17 protein-coding genes are annotated in these 18,390 nt (G+C 40.0%); 1 reads left to right on the top strand and 16 read right to left on the bottom strand.

Annotated features, from left to right (window positions below):
* Positions 1–157 precede the first annotated feature (157 nt).
* The 4 genes from V7137_RS15195 to V7137_RS15180 all read right to left on the bottom strand — a co-directional run bounded on the left by V7137_RS15195 (position 158) and on the right by V7137_RS15180 (position 2,701).
* A complete protein-coding gene (locus V7137_RS15195; protein ID WP_335698863.1) occupies positions 158–340 on the bottom strand; it encodes a hypothetical protein in 183 nt (60 codons plus the stop codon).
* 167 nt (positions 341–507) lie between these two features.
* A complete protein-coding gene (locus tag V7137_RS15190; protein ID WP_218349595.1) occupies positions 508–702 on the bottom strand; it encodes a YkvS family protein in 195 nt (64 codons plus the stop codon).
* A gap of 739 nt (positions 703–1,441) precedes the next feature.
* Positions 1,442–1,987, bottom strand: a complete 546-nt coding sequence (locus tag V7137_RS15185; RefSeq protein WP_335698862.1) for a hypothetical protein — start codon at positions 1,985–1,987, stop codon at positions 1,442–1,444.
* Between the two features lie 81 nt (positions 1,988–2,068).
* On the bottom strand, positions 2,069–2,701 hold the full coding sequence (locus tag V7137_RS15180; protein ID WP_335698895.1) for a YjgB family protein: 633 nt from the start codon (positions 2,699–2,701) through the stop codon (positions 2,069–2,071).
* 530 nt (positions 2,702–3,231) lie between these two features.
* Here V7137_RS15180 and V7137_RS15175 point away from each other — a divergent pair.
* Positions 3,232–4,191 carry a bile acid:sodium symporter family protein gene (locus V7137_RS15175; RefSeq protein ID WP_335698861.1) on the top strand — a complete coding sequence of 320 codons (960 nt, stop codon included), beginning with the start codon at positions 3,232–3,234 and terminating at the stop codon, positions 4,189–4,191.
* A gap of 125 nt (positions 4,192–4,316) precedes the next feature.
* Here the strand turns inward: V7137_RS15175 and V7137_RS15170 are convergent, their stop codons facing one another.
* The 12 genes from V7137_RS15170 to V7137_RS15115 form a co-directional block, all read right to left on the bottom strand.
* Positions 4,317–5,237, bottom strand: a complete 921-nt coding sequence (locus V7137_RS15170) for an aldo/keto reductase (RefSeq protein ID WP_335698860.1) — start codon at positions 5,235–5,237, stop codon at positions 4,317–4,319.
* A gap of 57 nt (positions 5,238–5,294) precedes the next feature.
* Positions 5,295–6,257: a glycoside hydrolase family 43 protein gene (locus V7137_RS15165; protein WP_335698859.1), complete on the bottom strand. Its 963-nt coding sequence runs from the start codon at positions 6,255–6,257 to the stop codon at positions 5,295–5,297.
* Positions 6,258–6,335: 78 nt separating this feature from the next.
* Positions 6,336–7,448, bottom strand: a complete 1,113-nt coding sequence (locus V7137_RS15160; RefSeq protein WP_335698858.1) for a Gfo/Idh/MocA family protein — start codon at positions 7,446–7,448, stop codon at positions 6,336–6,338.
* 22 nt (positions 7,449–7,470) lie between these two features.
* Positions 7,471–8,475 carry a Gfo/Idh/MocA family protein gene (locus V7137_RS15155; protein WP_335698857.1) on the bottom strand — a complete coding sequence of 335 codons (1,005 nt, stop codon included), beginning with the start codon at positions 8,473–8,475 and terminating at the stop codon, positions 7,471–7,473.
* Between the two features lie 164 nt (positions 8,476–8,639).
* Entirely contained in the window at positions 8,640–10,445 is a 1,806-nt protein-coding gene (locus tag V7137_RS15150) for a glycoside hydrolase family 2 protein (protein WP_335698856.1), read from the bottom strand.
* Between the two features lie 95 nt (positions 10,446–10,540).
* Positions 10,541–12,334: a glycoside hydrolase family 2 protein gene (locus V7137_RS15145; RefSeq protein WP_335698855.1), complete on the bottom strand. Its 1,794-nt coding sequence runs from the start codon at positions 12,332–12,334 to the stop codon at positions 10,541–10,543.
* A 32-nt stretch (positions 12,335–12,366) separates the two neighbouring features.
* Positions 12,367–12,789 carry a hypothetical protein gene (locus tag V7137_RS15140; RefSeq protein WP_335698854.1) on the bottom strand — a complete coding sequence of 141 codons (423 nt, stop codon included), beginning with the start codon at positions 12,787–12,789 and terminating at the stop codon, positions 12,367–12,369.
* A gap of 55 nt (positions 12,790–12,844) precedes the next feature.
* Positions 12,845–13,681 carry a carbohydrate ABC transporter permease gene (locus V7137_RS15135; RefSeq protein ID WP_335698853.1) on the bottom strand — a complete coding sequence of 279 codons (837 nt, stop codon included), beginning with the start codon at positions 13,679–13,681 and terminating at the stop codon, positions 12,845–12,847.
* Positions 13,682–13,693: 12 nt separating this feature from the next.
* Positions 13,694–14,629 carry a carbohydrate ABC transporter permease gene (locus V7137_RS15130; protein ID WP_335698852.1) on the bottom strand — a complete coding sequence of 312 codons (936 nt, stop codon included), beginning with the start codon at positions 14,627–14,629 and terminating at the stop codon, positions 13,694–13,696.
* Between the two features lie 131 nt (positions 14,630–14,760).
* The gene (locus tag V7137_RS15125; protein ID WP_335698851.1) at positions 14,761–16,032 is read right to left on the bottom strand and encodes an extracellular solute-binding protein; all 1,272 of its coding nucleotides are present in this window, start codon (positions 16,030–16,032) and stop codon (positions 14,761–14,763) included.
* A 198-nt stretch (positions 16,033–16,230) separates the two neighbouring features.
* The gene (locus tag V7137_RS15120; RefSeq protein ID WP_335698850.1) at positions 16,231–16,932 is read right to left on the bottom strand and encodes a FadR/GntR family transcriptional regulator; all 702 of its coding nucleotides are present in this window, start codon (positions 16,930–16,932) and stop codon (positions 16,231–16,233) included.
* Positions 16,933–17,270: 338 nt separating this feature from the next.
* On the bottom strand, positions 17,271–18,188 hold the full coding sequence (locus V7137_RS15115; RefSeq protein WP_420490136.1) for an ArsR/SmtB family transcription factor: 918 nt from the start codon (positions 18,186–18,188) through the stop codon (positions 17,271–17,273).
* Positions 18,189–18,390 lie beyond the last annotated feature (202 nt).

Raw genomic sequence — 18,390 nt, 5'->3', positions numbered from 1 at the left:
GGTTGATGAACTTATACGAAAACCAACAATCTATGCGAAAATAACCAATAACAAAAAAACACACGATATTTTCCTATGTGAAAGGCCGTGTGTTTCTCCATGTGATTTTAATGATTGCACCTCTGAAATGATCCCGTTAGTAGATCCTAGCTTTTTGTTATTTTTCCTCCATATCCAATTGCAGGTAACTATAATAGATAAATAACTCGTTCAAGATAAATTCAGCGGAATATTGTTTTGGATCTTGTAAGTGTAAATCAAATAGTATCTTTGTAAGGGTCCCTAATGATAATCGTTTCAATTCCTTTTCGTCCATTAGATAGGATTGATAATTTGTCATTGGTCTTTTCCCCCTAATTGTTATATTCCCCCCCAGAGTACAAAACACATTAAGTTATTTTCTATTTGTTTATTCCCTATACAGGAAACGTTTACATTTTTAAATTTTAATAGAATGCGTACAAAAAAGTTTCATATAAAATCGGGGATAAATGATTCCTTTTCGCTTCATGCATAATCAATAACCTTGTAATTTTTATGTGCTATAACTGTCCTATTTCCTCCAAACTCCAACTCCGTCTTATTATCGGTTATATTTACAATGACAGAATTTTCATTGACCTTCTCAACGACTCCTTGGATTCCATTCTTAAAAAGGATATGATCTCCTATTTCTGCGATCTTCTTTGCCTTGAATTTCATTTCATTCCCTCCAATCTAAAAATACATTAAGCCTTTTACTTTATCATTCTTAAATTCAAAGCCTGGTCCTATAATTATAGTAATAAAATTATAATATTAGAATATGTAAAATGTAGTGTTTATTTTGAAAATACAAAATTTAAGGAGAAAATACCTAGAAAAAAGCCACAGGGACGGTTCTCATGGTTTTGAATGGGAAAGTCAATTTATCAAACAACGGACAAAAACCAGAGGAACTGTCCCCTTGGTCACTTTCACGCTTTGGAGATAGTTGTTCGAGAAACGCCTAATATTCTTGCAGTTTGGCGTTGCGACAGGTGAAGCTTCGGCAAGCTAATGAACTGGAAATCTTCCCGAAACTGGTTGTTAACGCTCACACTCTATGTATATTTCTCAAGGCACGCAAGGGTTGGACAATCATTACTTTTTGGGACAATTTCATCAATTTTCTTACGAATTCAAGAAACGTCTGCATTAAATGCAAACGTTCTTAGGAGGTAAAACTTAATATCTTTGGTCTGGTGTAGTAATAACATATGTACTAGATATTATAAGTGATTGGACAAGTGCTGAGTTAAATGAAAATTTCCCTCAATATGGTTTAATCCATTGGTAATTCAAATGAATTGATGCATAATTTAGAGTGTAGCCGCCCATAACCAATCCTTGACATATAACCTTACTGAGGATCGTTCAAGTACAACAAAGGGCTAATTTTAAAATTAGCCCTCTTTTGATATTAAGGATTAGAAGGAACTACTGTAATTGCTTCCAAGCTGTTCGAACCGTCACCCTTTATTCCGGTAATAACCCATTTTTCGTTCAAATTTTCTATTGTAAGATACGCCCTGACGGATCCTGCATATCCCGTAGAAGCAGCCAGTCTAAACTCTACTGTATAAACCCATACCTCTTTATCCGTTTTACTTCTTTTTAATATGGGATACTTATCAACCCAAGGGCTTGAAAGGCCAGTTACCCAGTTTAGCTCTTCAAATGTTCCTTTCGTCTGCTCCTGCAGATCAGGGGAAAGAACTGCGAATTGAACGGCACCGTTTCTCAATTTTACAGCTTTAGCCCATGTTTTAACAGCTTCCTTTGAAGATTGAGGTGCGATCCAGTCCTGCAACAGCTCAACCTGACGCTGCAGTGAATTTGGGTCCGGTGTAACGTTTGCTGCAACACGATCCGATTTATTCGGATTCGCAGCATAAGCAGCTCCATTTAATAAACCAGTTACAAAGAATATGGAAATAAAAAAAAGGATCCAATTTCTTCTTCTCACAAAGATGCCTCCTTGATTCCGTTTAACTTTCAATCAGCTAAACCATCTTATTGTTTATAAATTTCACCATTTATATTTTTATCATCCTGCCATTTGATTTTTCGCACCTGCCGGATAAAAGACAGAAATATGGTCGACGGTCGATTTTGAACCGACGAATTTTAATTGGAATTTCTCATTGACGTTATACACCCGTATGGTGTCCCCGCCACTGTAACGAACTTCATCTGGTTTGCCAAGTACTCCCTTTACCTCGTCAAAGGTTATTTGTTGAATCTCTTTGGAATAAGAGCGTACATCAAAAATTTGTTCGCCCTTATTAACACCGAATACAATTCCACGGCTGGAATACGTGAAATATCTATTTCCTGCAACAAAATCTTCTTGATCCGGTTTTCCCCATTTTGCGATTACCTCATCAATAACCGTTGTATCTGCAGGAAAACTACAATCTTTGACCGTTCCCACTTTAGCAAGTGTGACAATTTCATCTATCAATGTTGCATTTTTATTTTCCTTCATGTTTTGTTGCGAATTGGATTGATTATTGGATGGATTTTTTGGTGGATTATTTTGGGAAGTTTGATTAGGTGATTGGGTACTAGGATTAGACGTAGATTGCTTTGGTGGAGAGGTTGTAGATTGCTTTCCTTGATCATTAAAACAGCCTGCTAAAAGCACAAATAGGCATGGAATAAAACAAATTTTTAACACCCTTTTCAAATGATTCCATCCTTTCAGTTTTCATTCTATTCGTGAAAGTGGTTAAGTAGTTTTCTTTTATCAACAAGCTTATACACTGTTACATAATTCACAAAAATTGGGCCCTTATTCATGAGGTACTTTGTGAACCACAATATGTTCCATCTGTTTTTCCAAAAAATTAGGTCTGGCTTTAATTAGAATAAAAAGAAGTGTCCTCTAGCTTCAACTACAAGGACACCTTTTCACCTTTTATCTTTGTGCTGCCAGTTGTTTGCTGACAACACGGATTTCTTTTTCAATGACTCCTTCTTTACCAACGACAACAATATTATTCCATCTTCTAGAGAGCGAATATCTTTTAACGGATTCGTTTTGGTAATAACAAAGTCTGCTAGTTTTGCTAAAACGCTTTCATACTTTACAGCTTTAAACTTTTAATTTAGTAGCACGAAATATATTGATTTTTGGAAATTTTTACTCTAATATATTAAAATAGTTAATATTTAGAAATATTAAAAAGTTTAATAGGAGGGTTTATTTTGGAGGTCATCGAGAAAATCAGCAGCTTTGCAGGGAAAACATTTACGTTATGGGTTTTAATCTTTGCGGTAATTGCTTATTCTTTTCCTGAGCATTTTGTATGGTTGGGAGGCTATATTGTTCCTCTATTAGGGATTGTTATGTTCGGAATGGGATTAACACTTGAGTTATCAGATTTTAGAGAAGTGTTTAGAAGACCGAAAGACGTAGCGCTGGGAGTCGTTGGCCACTTCGTCATTATGCCGCTGCTTGCCTTTCTACTAGCAGTTGGATTCGATTTACCGAAGGAAGTTGCTGTAGGTGTCATTTTAGTAGGATGCTGCCCGAGCGGCACAGCTTCCAATGTTATGGTGTTTCTAGCAAGAGGAAATGTCGCACTGGCTGTTGCCATTGCCTCTGTTTCTACGATTCTTGCTCCAATTGTCACACCATTGCTCATTCTTCTGTTCGCAAGCAAATGGGTTGATGTCAGCGTTTCATCCTTATTCCTTTCGATTGTACAAGTTGTCATTGTTCCATTAGCAGTTGGCTTTCTCATTAAAAAATTCTTTGGAAAACAAGCACAAGCCGGAGCAAAAGCATTGCCGCTTGTATCCGTTATTGCGATTGTGTTAATTGTATCTGCGGTCGTAGCCGGCAGCGCAGCCAAAATTGCGGAAACTGGTTTACTTATTTTTGGAGTGGTAATCCTTCATAATCTGCTTGGATTCTTGATTGGCTTTTTCTTTGCCCGTTTATGCGGAATGGATCTTGCAAAACAAAAGGCTGTAGCTATGGAAGTTGGAATGCAGAATTCAGGATTGGGAGTGGCCATCGCCTCCGCACATTTCTCGCCATTAGCGGCAGTACCGAGCGCTATTTTCAGTGTCTGGCATAATCTGTCTGGTTCGGTTCTTGCTAATATTTTTAGCCGTATGAAGGACAAACATCAAAGCGACAAGCATGACATCGCAGTGTAGAAGAAAACACTTAAACCACCCTTTTACACAGCCTAGATTTTTCCCCTTAGATGCTAAAAAAAGCGTAAAGACCTTCAATCAAGGGTCTTTACGCTTTTTTCCAACTATTCAACGCTCCTTTATGTCTAAAAAAGTGCCCTTATAGTCAAAAGTTCCTCCTCTTCTAATAAAGGGCTAACAGAAGCACCTGCATTTTCTTCAACCTGCAGCGTTGTTTTGGCACCAGGAATGGCAGTAGAAACGGCAGGATGAGCGAGGACAAATTGTAACGCCAATTGTCCAAGAGTTCGATCCTCGTTCACGACTTCTTTCAGTTTTTCCACTTTCTCCACCTGTTCTTCAAACCATGATTGATTCCAATGCTGCCGAACATCGTTGCCAGTAAAGGTAATTCCCTTCTTGAATTTTCCCGTTAAAAGCCCTTTTTGCAGGGGACCGCGTACGACAACGCCAATTTTCTCTTCCTCACAGTATGGAAGGGTCTCTTTTTCGGCATTGCGATTTGATAGACTATAATCCACTTGCAGGACATCAATGGATTGATTCCGGTTGAATGTTTTCAAGTACTCAAAGTTGTCGGTTGAAACCCCGACAGCCCTCACCTTGCCATCTCGCTTCAAGCGGTCAAACGCTTCAAGGAAAGCCTCCGTTTCCTTTTCGATATGCCACCAGATATGACAGAAATAAACATCAATATAATCCGTCCCAAGTCGCATCAAGCTATCTTCAAAAGCCTTAATCACTTTCTCCGGCTGGTCATAAATCGGCTCCAGTTTCCGCGTATGCCCCATGAGCCCGCCTTTCGTTGAAAGAACAATTCGATCTCTTCTTTCTTTTAAAAGCTCTTGAACTAACCTTTCACTGCGCCCTTCCCCATAAACATCAGCTGTATCAAAAAAATTGACTCCCAATTCAAAAGCGTGATTCATCGCCTTAATCGACTGCTGGTCATCAACTGGGCCCCAGGCATCCCCGCCAATTGCCCATGCACCAAAACCAATTTCAGATACCTCTATCCCTGTTTTTCCAAGTGTTCGATAGTTCATTTTCTCGTCCTCTCCCCATACTATAAAATTTAGTAGTCTATTAAATTCTCACTTTAACTAAACCAAGGTTTTTTCGTCCTTCTCCGCAATGAGGATTCCATTTTCCACTTCTTTGACCCTAATAAACAAAGGTCTCTCGCTGCCATGGGGAGTATCTGGGAAATGGGTCGAAATATACAGTTCACCTTGTAGATTGCGAAAAAGACTGGAATGCCCGGCATTACGATCGAGAAGCAATTGTTCATCATGTGTCCAGGGACCTGTGACCTCACCAGACGTAGACCTCGCTATCGCCACTGTATATCCCCCGAGCCCGCTATCGCCATAGTTGGGCACCGAGTAACTCGACCATAACATCACGAGCTCACCATTTCTGGCTTCATAGATAAAAGGTGCATCCGTCAAATAACCGATTTTTTCGATTCTAGTGTCTCCAAAGTGGCGAATCCAAGGCATCTTTGCGGCATTAAGAATTTCAATCGGCTCTCCAACTGATTGTTTCAGGTCATGAGACAAACGCAGCGCCATGATTTTCCCTTCGTAAATTTGCGTCCACTCATGACAAAACGCCATCCAGCGTTCACCTTTTTCATCTTCATAGTAGGTTCCGTCTAAACATTCCCAATCACTTGGTGTAACAGGACCCTCACTGTGTGGAAGGTATGGGCCTGCCGGATGGTCCGACACCAATATCCCTGTTCCGCGATGATCTCCTATCCCACCCTTAAAGGAAGCAAACATATAAAAACGACCGTCTATTTCAAATACCTCAGGTGCCCAGTAATGCCGCACACCCCAAAATCCTCTCGGCGGTTGAAAAGCGACATAAGGTCCTTCCCAATCCTCCAGGTCCTTACTTACATAGACCTCAAAGATTGGATCCTCGTCCCCACATCCATCGGCAAAAGTGGTGCCGAATAGATAGTATTTTCTTTCTTTATATGAAGTGAAAACAAATGGATCTCTTATATGAATCATTTCCGTTTTAACTTTTTTAACCTTTCGAAATCCGGTGATCATGATTATCTCCTATTATCAACTGGCCATGGGGCCGCTTTTTTCGGAACTCACTGGTTATGAACTGAACATTTATTCCCACTATATTTTCAATCCCTGAAATACGCTCTTCTCCTCAAAATAAACAGCCTTCCCTGTTTTAGCAGATTCATAGATAGCTTCTAAGATTTCCGTTACAACAAGAGCTTCTTCAGGTTTTACAAGCGGTTCGGTATCGTTAACAATACTCTCAATCCATAAACGGGCCTCAAGATCCGCATCACTTTCTTGTTTTCCATCATAGAAAGCCACGCCGCCAGCATTTAATTCAACGTTTGTCGTGAATAATTTCCCGTATTTCTCTCCGTGGATACGTAAGCCGTCCTTCATATCTGCTCCGCCTTCCGTTCCACTTAGGGAGCATTTCGCCTCATCTACCTCGAGCGAATTAAGGGCCCAGCTGGACTCTAAAATAATCGTTGCCCCATTCTCCATGGTAATAAAACCAAAGGCAGAATCTTCTACGTTGAATTTCTCAGGGTCCCATGGGCCCCAGGCATTCGCGGCATCTTTCTTCTGACTTAATTTATGATATGTCCTACCCATAACAGATTTTGGCTTATAGTTATTCATCATCCATAACGTCAAATCAAGCGCATGTGTCCCAATATCAATTAATGGACCGCCGCCTTGCTTTTCTTCATTAAGAAAAACTCCCCAGGTAGGAACGGCGCGGCGGCGAATCGCATGAGCCTTCGCAAAATAAATCTCACCAAGTTCACCACGTTCACAAACCTGATGTAAATACTGGCTGTCCGGACGGAAACGATTATTATATCCAATCGTTAATTTTTTTCCTGAACGTTTAGCAGCCTCCACCATTTGCCGTGCTTCTGCTGACGTCTTCGCCATCGGTTTTTCACACATGACATGTTTACCGGAATCCAGGGCGGCAACCGAAATTTCAGCATGAGAATCGTTCGGAGTAAGCACGTGCACCACTTCGATCGACTCATCCTGAAGTAACTCTTGATAATCGCCGTAAACTTTGGCATTTTCAGCGCCGTACTCCGCTGCCGCTTTTTCAGCTTGTTCAACAAGGACATCACAAAAAGCCACCAATTCAACATTTTTTAATTTCGCTAAGCTTGGCAAATGTTTGCCCTTAGCAATTCCTCCACAGCCAATAATTGCTACTTTTACTTTTTTACTCATCATTTTCCCTCCTAATAATGAATTATTTAATCTCAGTCAGTTCAACTCTTCTTCCTTCTTTAGTAGAAAGAGCTGCCGCCTGATTGATCAAAGTTAACTGAAAGACATCTTTGTTTGTGATGGCAGGTACCGCTCCATCTTCGATCACACGAATCCATTGTTCCATCGGCATCGGAAGAGATGCCGGTAATTCTTTTGGTTCCATCCAGCTCTTCTTATCCTCGTGAACACCTTTGATACGAATTTGATCATCCTCTATTAACAAGGCACCTTCTGTACCATAAAGCTCCAGCTGAAACGGACTTCCTGCTGATAGAAATCCCGTTTCAATAATTCCTAACGCCCCGGACTTGTACTCCACAATGACAACAGCGTTATCATCCACCTCATCGCTTTGAGTGTTTTGTAATCTCGCCGTAACAGCTTCCACATCCCCAGCTAGACGGTTTGTAAGATAGATAGGATGTGCCCCCAGGTCGATTAAGGCACCTCCACCACATTGTTCACGATTGAAAAAGTGCTCAGGAAGCCAGCCCTTCGGATGCTCATCCGTTGAAACCGCTCCATTATGAGCCAGACGGCAGCGAACTGTGGTCAGTTTGCCAAGCAGTCCTTTGTCGACGACCTCCTGCGCATATAAGTAATACGACTCTGTCAATCGAGGTAAAGAGACCATTAATTGGACATTCGCTTCTTCCACGGCAGCAAAAATGGCATTAACCTCTTTACTACTGAACGCTAATACTTTTTCCGTAAAAATATGCTTTTTGTGTTGGGCCGCTACTAAAATGACTTCCGCATGTAGATTCGTTGGAGTAGATACAATCACAGCATCAATGTCAGGATTTGATAAAACTGCTTCTAAATCACGTTCAAATGGGACACCCAACTCCTCCGCCCATTTTTGTCCCCGTTCACTATCTTCGTCCCAAACGAGTCGAATCGTTAGATCTTCACTATTTTCAGCTTGACGTGCATAGTCCTCTGCATGGACATGCCATTTGCTTAATAAGGCAACATTTATCATCGTCATCTCTCCTCTTCATCCCAAAAGTGATTAAAACAAAAACATCCTTCCTCAAAAGAATTTCGAACACTATAGATAAATAGTTTCAAAACAATCTTTTAAGAAAGGATTTTAATGATGGTCATAGATGAAGTTTCCAGGTAGTACTCCTCTTAAAATGGAATTTAAGCCTTTACAGTAGTGGAATGCCACATATCATTCATTTCTTTTATTTTTGCTAACTCACACTTTGGTTCTCTAGTATAAGTTAGTAAACCATTTATCTCTTGTTCTACATCCGTTAATTGCGTATAACAGAATCCATGCAAAACGTTCGAAGCGTAGACCGCTTCCATTACCCGGCGATAATCCGCAATGAACTCTTCTACATTTTTCACAGATGTATAACCCCAGCCGTTCTCTTCACCGACTTTGAATCCGATCCCGCCAAACTCTGTTAATAAGATTGGCTCTCCTTTATGATGAAATCCATCGGCATAGACTCCATGGCCGGATGGTTTGGACGTGAGAAGCGTTTCTTTAGTCGCTAACGTTTCTTTAAAGGCTTCATATTTTGCTCTTTCTTCGTTTGACCCATGACTATAATTGTGTATCGCGCAAATATCCGTTTCGGTAAGCTCCCAGCCGTCATTGGAGATGACTAAACGAGTCGAATCAAGCGAATGGATAAGATGGAACATCGCTAAGGAATGATGCTGCTGCTGCTTGTTCCCTTTTATAAACGGCACTCCCCAGCTTTCATTCACTGGAACCCACGCAACCAGGGATGGATGATTGTAATCCCGTTCAATGATTTCAATCCATTCTTTTGTCAATCTTGCCACCGCATCCTCGCTATAGAATGGCGATGCTGCGCATTCTCCCCAAACGAAGAAACCTAATTGATCGGCCCAATAAAGAAAACGCGGATCCTCTACCTTTTGATGCTTTCTGCAGCCGTTGAAGCCCATTTCTAAAGCCAGTTCAATATCCTTTTTCAAATCCTCATCAGAAGGTGCCGTCAATAGCCCTTCTGGCCAATACCCTTGATCAAGAACTAATTTTTGATAATAAGGTTTGTTATTTAAATAAACCATGCCATTTTCTCGATGAATCTTTCTCATACCGAAGTAAGAGTCCACTTCATCGAATGTCACCTGATTCGCCTCATCTTTCAACGTAATCTTGATATCGAATAAATTGGGGTTCTCTGGTGACCAATTCCAGCCCGTATTATGGAAAGCGGTTCTGAAAATCTTCTTATTATATAGATTAATAGAGCGCTTATTATAGCATTCAAATACCTCAATGGAATCATGAGCGATTTTCTCACCCTTAAAATGAATTTCAATGTCCACCCTCTTGTCAAGAAAATCCCCTAAAACATCAAACTCCACCATAATATCTCCACGATCGATATCAGGTGTTAACCTTAGCTTAGAAATACGGGTCGCACTAACAGGCTCAAGCCATACCGTTTGCCAAATCCCTGTTGTCCGTGTGTACCAAATAGCTTTAGATTTTTCCTCCCAAATTTGCTTTCCTCTAGGAATCGTTTCATCTGTTGATGGATCCTCCACTCTTACGACAACCGTTTCGGTTCCCCAAGTTAATTGATCGGTAATATCGAGTGAAAAGGATACGTGTCCGCCTTCATGGAATCCAGCATACTGTCCATTTACATAAATCCAAGCTCGGTAGTCAACCGCCCCAAAATGAAGAATGACTCTCTGATCATTCCAGTCATGGGGTACCGTAAATTCACGGCGGTACCATACATGATCATGGAAGGAAGAATCCTGTATTCCGCTTAGCTCCGATTGATAAGCAAACGGAACATTGATTTTTTGATCAAACGGATGATCCTTTTGAAACCACTTTTCCTTTAATCCAACATTTCGATCGTCAAACGTGAAGTCCCATTCGCCGTTTAAATTTAGCCATTCTTTTCTTACAAATTGCGGTCTTGGATATTCTGGTCTGAAATTCATGTAGTTCCTCTCCTCATGTTTTCAAAAGAATTTACCGTCCGTCATCCTGATGCCGGACGGTAAGAAAGTCTATATAAATAGAAGGAAATCGACCGTTATCTTCTATTTAATTCTCTTATTTTTTCAAGGCTTACCTTCGGTTCCCTTGACTCTGTAAGGAAACCATTCACTTCCTGCTGGACATCGGTTAATTGTGTATAACAATAACCGCAAACATACGGAGTATCTTGTACAGCCCGCGTGATTTTTCCTACACGAGCAAAGAACTCTAGTTCTGAGTTTACCTGGTCGCCATAGCCCCAGCCATCTTTTGACGCAAAAGCCACTCCGCCAAATTCACTAATAAGAATCGGCTGTCCCTTATATTCATAGCCTTCAGCCATACAGAACTTATCGTTATTATGAGCAATCACATTGCCCGTAATTTGGTCTTTATCTTGATATCTAGCAGAAAATCTCTCACCGCTAGATTCATAATCATGTAGGGTAATAATGTCGGATACCGTATGTTCCCAGCCATCATTGACAATAACCAGGCGCATCGGATCCACCGCTTTTGTCAAATAATAAATTCCTTCCGTAAAGCGTTGCTGCGATTTATCTTTGAAGACATTCCGGATTCCCCAGGATTCATTAAACGGCACCCACGTCACAATCGAAGGATTATTGTAGAATTGGTTCACGATAGCGAGCCACTCTTTCGAAAAATGTTCCACGGCCGTGTCGGAATACTCATAAGTGGATGGCATTTCCGCCCATACGAGCAATCCCTTTTTATCACACCAATAATAAAAGCGCGGATCTTCTATTTTTTGGTGCTTACGGACCCCGTTATAGCCCATCTCTTTGATTAGTTCGATGTCTTTCACAAGCGCTGCATCAGAAGGCGGAGTTAAATGAGATTCCGTCCAGTAACCTTGATCTAAAATTAACTTTTGATACAGAGGCGCATTATTTAATAATACATTCCCATTATATGTAGAGATTTTTCTCATCCCAAAATAGGAATCTACTTCATCGAGTAATACACCGTTTTGATAGAGTTTGAAGGTAACATCATATAAATTTGGATGCTCAGGTGACCATAATTGCAGTTTCCAGTCATGGAATTCATGAAGCAGGTTCAAATTCAACTTCACTTGCTCTCGATCCATAAAGATATTGGCCTTTCTAACGACCTGTTTATCAAACGAGATGATCGTTTCGACCATTACTTCCTCGGATGCCGGAACATTGACCGTAAACTCCATATCAATGGAATTCGTATCAATATCTGGCGTCATTTTTACCCGTTTCAAGGAAACTTCAGGAATAAACTCGATCCATACCGTTTGCCAAATGCCCGTTGTTTGTACATACCAACAGCCGAAATTTTCATCCGTCCAGCGCTGCTTTCCTCTTGGCTGATGACAGCTTTGGCTGTCCTCGACCTTCACGACAATCGTATGTTCACCTGAATGCTGGAGTTTGTCGGTAATATCCAAGGAGAAAGCAGAGTACCCTCCATCATGTTTACCGGCAAACACGCCATCTACCCATACCTTTGTCGTAAAATCCGATGCTTGAAAATGTAAAATGGTTCGTTTATTTTCTCGATGGATGTTGGTGATAGTTTTCCGATACCAAATGATAGGGTGAAATTCCTTTTCGCCAATCCCGCTGGCATCCGTTTCATAGGTAAACGGAACTTGAATCGTCTTAGAAAAAGTTGTGTCTGTTGTCTTAGAAAAGGGTGTGTTTTGATACCATTTTTCCTTTTCCCCGACATTTGCATCATCAAATTGGAACTCCCACTCGCCATTAAGGTTGATCCAATCCTTTCTAATAAACTGTGGTCTTGGATATTCACTTCGTACATTTTTAATGGTTACAGTCATTTCCTCTTGCATCCCCTTTTCTCATTGTTTTTATAAACTGATTGTTACCCAAGAATTACCGAATGATCGTTTTCCAATTTCGCGATCGATTTATTTTTCGCCAGGGCTAAAATTCCTGCGGACAGAAACATTAATGAACTTAGAATATCCATCAGGAAGTAAGAAGCCAGTCCGATACAGATCAGCCAAATGGGCACTTTAACCGTTATCTTATGATCCTTTAAATTTTTTGCGATAAAAAAGTTAATCAAGCCTATTGCCAGGAAGAGCATTCCAAAGGTAACGGTAAACATATATAAACTGCCAAATAGCGACTGTATGGCTTCCACCTTAGCGAACGATGTTTCCTTCATGCCTAGTCCTTGCTTTTTTAAAGATGAAGCATAGAAGAAAATCGTAATAAAGCCTGTTATCATTTCCCATATCGCACCAATGAAGATGAGTTTTCTTTCTAGTTTTCGATTCACAAATGGGCCCTCCTTAACCGTGGAAACGTATTTCTTTTGATAATAGAAAAGCTTCCTATCCCTTTACTCCTGAAGATAATGAAAGAGATTCCAAAAAGTATTTTTGGGTAAATAAATACAAAATAAAGGTTGGAATCATCGCGATTAAGGCCGCAGCGAGCGCATGCCCGATATCCGCCTGGTACATCCCTTGGAGTAACTGTAATCCAGGAGTAATCGGCATTTTTTCAATATCATTAAAGACGATCGATGGCCATAAGAAATCATTCCAGGCTCCAGTAAAAGTAAATAACGCGACGACTGTTAATACTGGCTTTATGAGAGGAAGAATAATTTTAACGAAAATTTGAAATTCCGAAGCACCATCGACTCTTGCCGATTCGTCAAATTCCTTAGGAATCCCCGCCATAAATTGTTTAACCAAAAAGATATTAAACACACCTGCCGCTCCTGGAACGATCGCAGCTAAATAACTGTTCACCCAACCAAAGGAGTCTATGATTTTATAAAGAGGAATGAGATTGACAACACTAGGAAACATCATGGTTGCCATCAAGAAAACAAATAAGGCGTTTCTTCCCTTGAACTGCATTCTTGAATAGCCATAAGCAGCCAGCGAGACGACAATCAGAACTAATAATGTTTGGGATACGGCGATAATTAATGAATTCATGAACCATTTTGCTACAGGTGCACTTGTATTATTAAAGAGCACCTCTTGATAATTCACCAATACCCACTGGATTGGCAGGATGGTAAAGCCGTTTGTTTGGATTTCGGCCTCCTGTTTAAAGGATGTTAGAAAGGAGTAAACCAATGGGATGATCCAAATTAGAGCCATAATGAGCAGAAAAAGGAAAGAAACTATTTTTGGAGCTGAAATTTTCTTCATCAAAAGCACCTCCTAATCTCGTTGTCTCAAAAAGAAAAATTGGATAAGCGAAACAAGCATAATGCATAACCCTAAAATGACAGCCATAGCCGATGCCATCCCTGCGATGGATTGACCCTGACCAAAGGCATCTTGCCTGATATACATTAATAAAACGGCGGTTGAACTATCCGGCCCGCCTTTTGTTAACATAAGCGGCTGACCGTAGACGTTAAATTGAGCAATCGTTGTAATGACGACCGTATATAAAAGCTGGCCTTTGATACTAGGGAGTGTAATTCTAAAGAACTTCTGAATACTTCCGGCACCGTCGATCGAAGCGGCTTCATAATAATCTTTAGGGATGCCATTTAATGCCGCCTGGTAAATAATCATATTGGCACCAATACACCACCACACAGTGACAACGACTAAGGTCATCCATGCATATGGCTGAACCGATGTCCAGTTTGTATCGACTTTGAGGTAATGATTAAGTGGTCCGAAAGAAACGTTAAATAGCATGCTAAAAATAATCATGACGGCTGAAACCGAGAACAAGGTTGGTACATAAAACAACGCTTGGAAAATCTTCATCCCTTTCGGCTTCGCATGTAAACCAGCTGCTAATAGCAAGGGGACAATGATACAGGCCGGGACAGAGTATAAAACAAATTTGAAGGTATTGCTTAATCCTGTATGAAGCTCACTATAAAAAGTAGAGTCCTTATGAAAGAGAATTTCTTTATAATTATCTAGTCCTACAAAATCAGGGGAACTTATAAGGTCCCAATTCGTAAAAGAAATATAGATACCAAATACCGTAGGAATTAAGAAGAAGGTCAAAAATAGTATTAAATGAGGCCCAACGTACATAAGTGGAGTGAACTTAAAACTCATTTTTCTTCCAGTTGAAAGATTTACCGAAGCGGACATATTCGGTTCTTTGCTAACGTCTAAATTATTCATACGCTTTACTCCTATTCCTTTTTTTCGAATAGAGAGAGAATTCCCATTTGGTTTATTTATGGGAATTCTCCAATTGGTTACACGTAAACGATGATCCTTATTCAGAAATCTATGAAAAATGCTATTCCTGATTATTTCTTTTCATCTTGAGCGATTTTATCTTCAACCGCTTTTTGAGCCTTTTTCAGCGCATCGGAAATCTTTACTTTTCCAAATGCAGCGTCACCGGCAATCTTATCGATTTGCTCTGCAACAAAGCCATTGTATTTGTAATCAAAGATTTTCAAAGTTGCCCGTTCCTTTTCATCTTTAAGCAAGAATGTTTGTGGCAGTGTTTGCACTTTTGCGTCATTTACGTTTAATAATGATGCAGGGTTTTGACCTGCCTCAGCCCAAGGATTGGAGTTTTGTCTTACATAATCAAGAAACTTGATAACTCCTTGTGTTCTCTTATCATCTCGATCTTTGCTTTTGAACATGACGAATTGATGGGAAGAAGTCCAGTTCACTACTTTATCAGTTGAAACTTGTGGGAAGTTTGTCATGCCCCACTCTAAAGTTTTGATATCTTTTAAGCTATTTTGCATCCAAATTCCTTCAGGGTAGAAAATGGCTTTTCCAGATTTAAAGAGCTGTGCTGGATCTTGACCATCTTTGTTTGTATATTTTTCAGTAACAAGTGACTTCAAGAATTCTAACGCTTTAGCAGCCTCTGGAGTATCAAGAGTAGGTTTTTCTCCATCACTTGTGATGTCGCCGCCCATTTGATTGTACAGTGATAAGAAGATCGGTCTCATCCAAGTTAATCCGATTGCTGTGACGCTATCTTTTTTAGCAAGATCTCCAGCTGCTTTAATTTCATCAAACGTTACAATATTGTCTTCTAAAGCATGAGGAGCATATTTCTCCACTAATTTTTTGTTGTAGTACATAACAAAGCTGTGTACATCCAATGGAATCGAGTATCTTTTTCCATCTAAATTCCCAATATCCCAACCAGCTTTAACGTAGTTCTCTTCTTTAATATCTGGATAATTGCCTAAAGCATCGTCATAAGGAGTCAACATCCCTTTTTCCACAAACTGCTTAATTCTTTCAGCATGGACGATGGTTACATCAGGGATGTTTTTACCGGAATTCACCACGGTCGGAATTTTCGCATACATATCGTCTGCTGTAATGGAAACATTTTTCACCTTATATTCCGGGTTTGTTTTATTATAATCATCTACGATCTTCTGCATGTTTTTCCCGTCCGGACCTGTAAATACATTCCAGAATACAAGTTCTTTACTATCTTTGCTTGTTGAACCAGATGAACTTTTCGAACTACAGGCCGCTAATGCCAGTGCCATGGTAAAGATTAAAGCAATACTAAAAATCTTCGTGATTCTTTTCTTCATCTTAATCCCCCTACTTTTAATTGTTTTTTATAGATAAAAATTCCCCCTCTCTTCTATCTGCAAGGAAGAGAAAGAAAACTATTACTATTTTAATGGTTTGGTTTCTGGAATTACGGTGAACACGAAACCGCTTTCAAAACTATAGGTAAAAATTGGATTTAAATGATCTTTGTATGACAGTAGAGCTTTAAAATGGTTCTATCCATCCTTAATCCTTCCTTCTTCTATTTTTCGAACAGTAGATTCCACAATGTCTATAATCTTATTAAACTCTTGTATTGCATAAACAGTGTCACGCTGTTTAATTCCAGCCAGCATCGTATGGTGGAATGGGAAAGTATCCTCAAAAATATGATCAATTCCGAAAGGTTTGTTCCATTGTTTATGAAAAGTATCTGTTACAGATTCAACAACACTTTCTAAAAGAGGATTATGGGAAGCTTTATAAATGGCTTTATGGAAAGCCCAATCCACTTTAGCTGAATCCATTCCGGAATCCTTTAATGAAATGGCTTCATCAAGCAATCGTTCCATTTCTAGGATTTCCTGCTCTGTCGCCCTTTGTGAGGCCAATTCCACAGCTTTTCCTTCCAAAGCTCTTCGTAGTTCGCTAATATGTAATAAATAGTTTTTCTCTTTCTCGACATCAATTTTTGCTTCTATCCTTAATAAGTCACCATCTTTAACAAAAATCCCTTTTCCGTTTTGCACCTCAATGACATCGATCGCCTCAAGGAAACGCAAACCTTCGCGGATACTCGATCGGCCAACACCTAGAATGGTTGTTAACTCTGCAACAGATGGAAGTCTATCTCCTCTTTCTAATTGATGTTTAGTAATGAATCTCTTGAGTTCATCTGCGATCATTTCATGCAGGGGAACCTTTTTAATCGTCTTCAAAAGAGGGTCACCTCCCAGGAGTATGATTTATTTACAGCACTGCTTTACTGTATGCCTGTATGATAGGTTGATTCTATTTAAAATATTCAAAAAAGTCAATTCATAACGATAAAATTTGTAATAAAAAAATACATGTTTGAATAGGTAAATATAATCATTTATGCTGCCACATAAATACCTGCCCATCAGTCATCACTGGGAGAAACCCCTTGACTTCTTCCTTCACGAACGCCTGACTAAACTTGTTGATATTATTATTACATGTTTTATCGTTATATTTCAAGTATTTTTATAACAAAAAAAAATACCCCAGCCACTAAAGGCCGAGATAGGATGGACTAATCGTATCGAATATTTAACAAAATCCCTTGTTCATAGTTGCCAAACTTAGGGCCAAACAGGTTCATTCCGCCTTTGTTGACGGCATCCTGCTTAACGCCAAATTTAACGGACACAAACGGTCTTGATTCCAGATCCAAATCCATTATAGTGATGTCAGAGATTTTTACACCATCTATAAAACTTCCTTCTTTATTGATCTTCCAAGATTTCAAAAGCCCAAACTGAGTATTATTCGTTTCCCACCACATCGGAGTGAGAAATCCCCTTTTTCCGCCAAAATCACCTGGAGAAATCCACATACCTACCTCCTTACCGTTGATCCAGCACGTGATATCGGAAGGCCAATCATCCTTATAATAAGGGGCCTCGGAGCATAATTCGGCGGATATATTCAGCTCTTCTACGGCGGCTCCATAAGGAATCCTGTTCGGGAAGTGATACTCTACAAATCCGCTTCGAAACCATAACAGCTGGGCACGCTTCCGCTCTGGTTCATAGAAAGCCCTCGGATCGTCAATCATATTAATAACCCCGTCCTCGCTTAGAAGACCGCAGGTAGGCTCGGCTTCACAGCTGACAAATTCGCCAATTGGCATTTCAATCGAATACGTTTTTTCTTCCGCGGGTTCGTCGTCCTTCAGATTGATGACAATTTTATCAAAGCGATTCGTGTTTACCTTTTGCGACCCTCTCCCTGGAACCATTTCGGTAGAGATCAGCTGAGCATCCTCGAGTTTCTTAATATTTACGGCCGCTGTCGAGAATGGAACACCCAATTTCTCGGAGAGCTCATTTACATTTAGCGGACCTTTGGTTAGGATCCGAATAATTTGCATCCGCTGCTCGTGTCCCAGTGCCTTACAAATCTCGATTGCTTCTTCAAACGTTAAAGTTAGTGTTCTCACAATGACCATTCCTTTTATTACGAAATTACTTGTAATAAAATTATCCTCATATGTCTTTATAAAGTCAAGGCCAAAATTCTAAATACTTCCAAAATCAGAATGGGGCCCAGGCACAGGATTAAAAAATCCCCTTCATCACTTTTGTTTCCATTAGGGAAATAAAGTGAGAAAGAGGATTTGAACCGTCATTATTAAAGGCTATTTTCGCATA

The sequence above is a fragment of the Neobacillus drentensis genome (assembly GCF_036962765.1).
GTDB classification, from domain to species: domain Bacteria; phylum Bacillota; class Bacilli; order Bacillales; family Cytobacillaceae; genus Neobacillus; species Neobacillus drentensis_C.
This window is presented reverse-complemented; position numbering and strand designations above follow the sequence as displayed.

Bases quoted from the DNA above. Each gene is read 5' to 3' on its own strand.
- V7137_RS15195 (WP_335698863.1), bottom strand. From the start codon at position 340: ATGACAAATTATCAATCCTATCTAATGGACGAAAAGGAATTGAAACGA.
- V7137_RS15190 (WP_218349595.1), bottom strand. From the start codon at position 702: ATGAAATTCAAGGCAAAGAAGATCGCAGAAATAGGAGATCATATCCTT.
- V7137_RS15170 (WP_335698860.1), bottom strand. From the start codon at position 5,237: ATGAACTATCGAACACTTGGAAAAACAGGGATAGAGGTATCTGAAATT.
- V7137_RS15165 (WP_335698859.1), bottom strand. From the start codon at position 6,257: ATGATCACCGGATTTCGAAAGGTTAAAAAAGTTAAAACGGAAATGATT.
- V7137_RS15160 (WP_335698858.1), bottom strand. From the start codon at position 7,448: ATGAGTAAAAAAGTAAAAGTAGCAATTATTGGCTGTGGAGGAATTGCT.
- V7137_RS15155 (WP_335698857.1), bottom strand. From the start codon at position 8,475: ATGATAAATGTTGCCTTATTAAGCAAATGGCATGTCCATGCAGAGGAC.
- V7137_RS15150 (WP_335698856.1), bottom strand. From the start codon at position 10,445: ATGAATTTCAGACCAGAATATCCAAGACCGCAATTTGTAAGAAAAGAA.
- V7137_RS15145 (WP_335698855.1), bottom strand. From the start codon at position 12,334: ATGCAAGAGGAAATGACTGTAACCATTAAAAATGTACGAAGTGAATAT.
- V7137_RS15135 (WP_335698853.1), bottom strand. From the start codon at position 13,681: ATGAAGAAAATTTCAGCTCCAAAAATAGTTTCTTTCCTTTTTCTGCTC.
- V7137_RS15130 (WP_335698852.1), bottom strand. From the start codon at position 14,629: ATGAATAATTTAGACGTTAGCAAAGAACCGAATATGTCCGCTTCGGTA.
- V7137_RS15125 (WP_335698851.1), bottom strand. From the start codon at position 16,032: ATGAAGAAAAGAATCACGAAGATTTTTAGTATTGCTTTAATCTTTACC.
- V7137_RS15115 (WP_420490136.1), bottom strand. From the start codon at position 18,188: ATGGTCATTGTGAGAACACTAACTTTAACGTTTGAAGAAGCAATCGAG.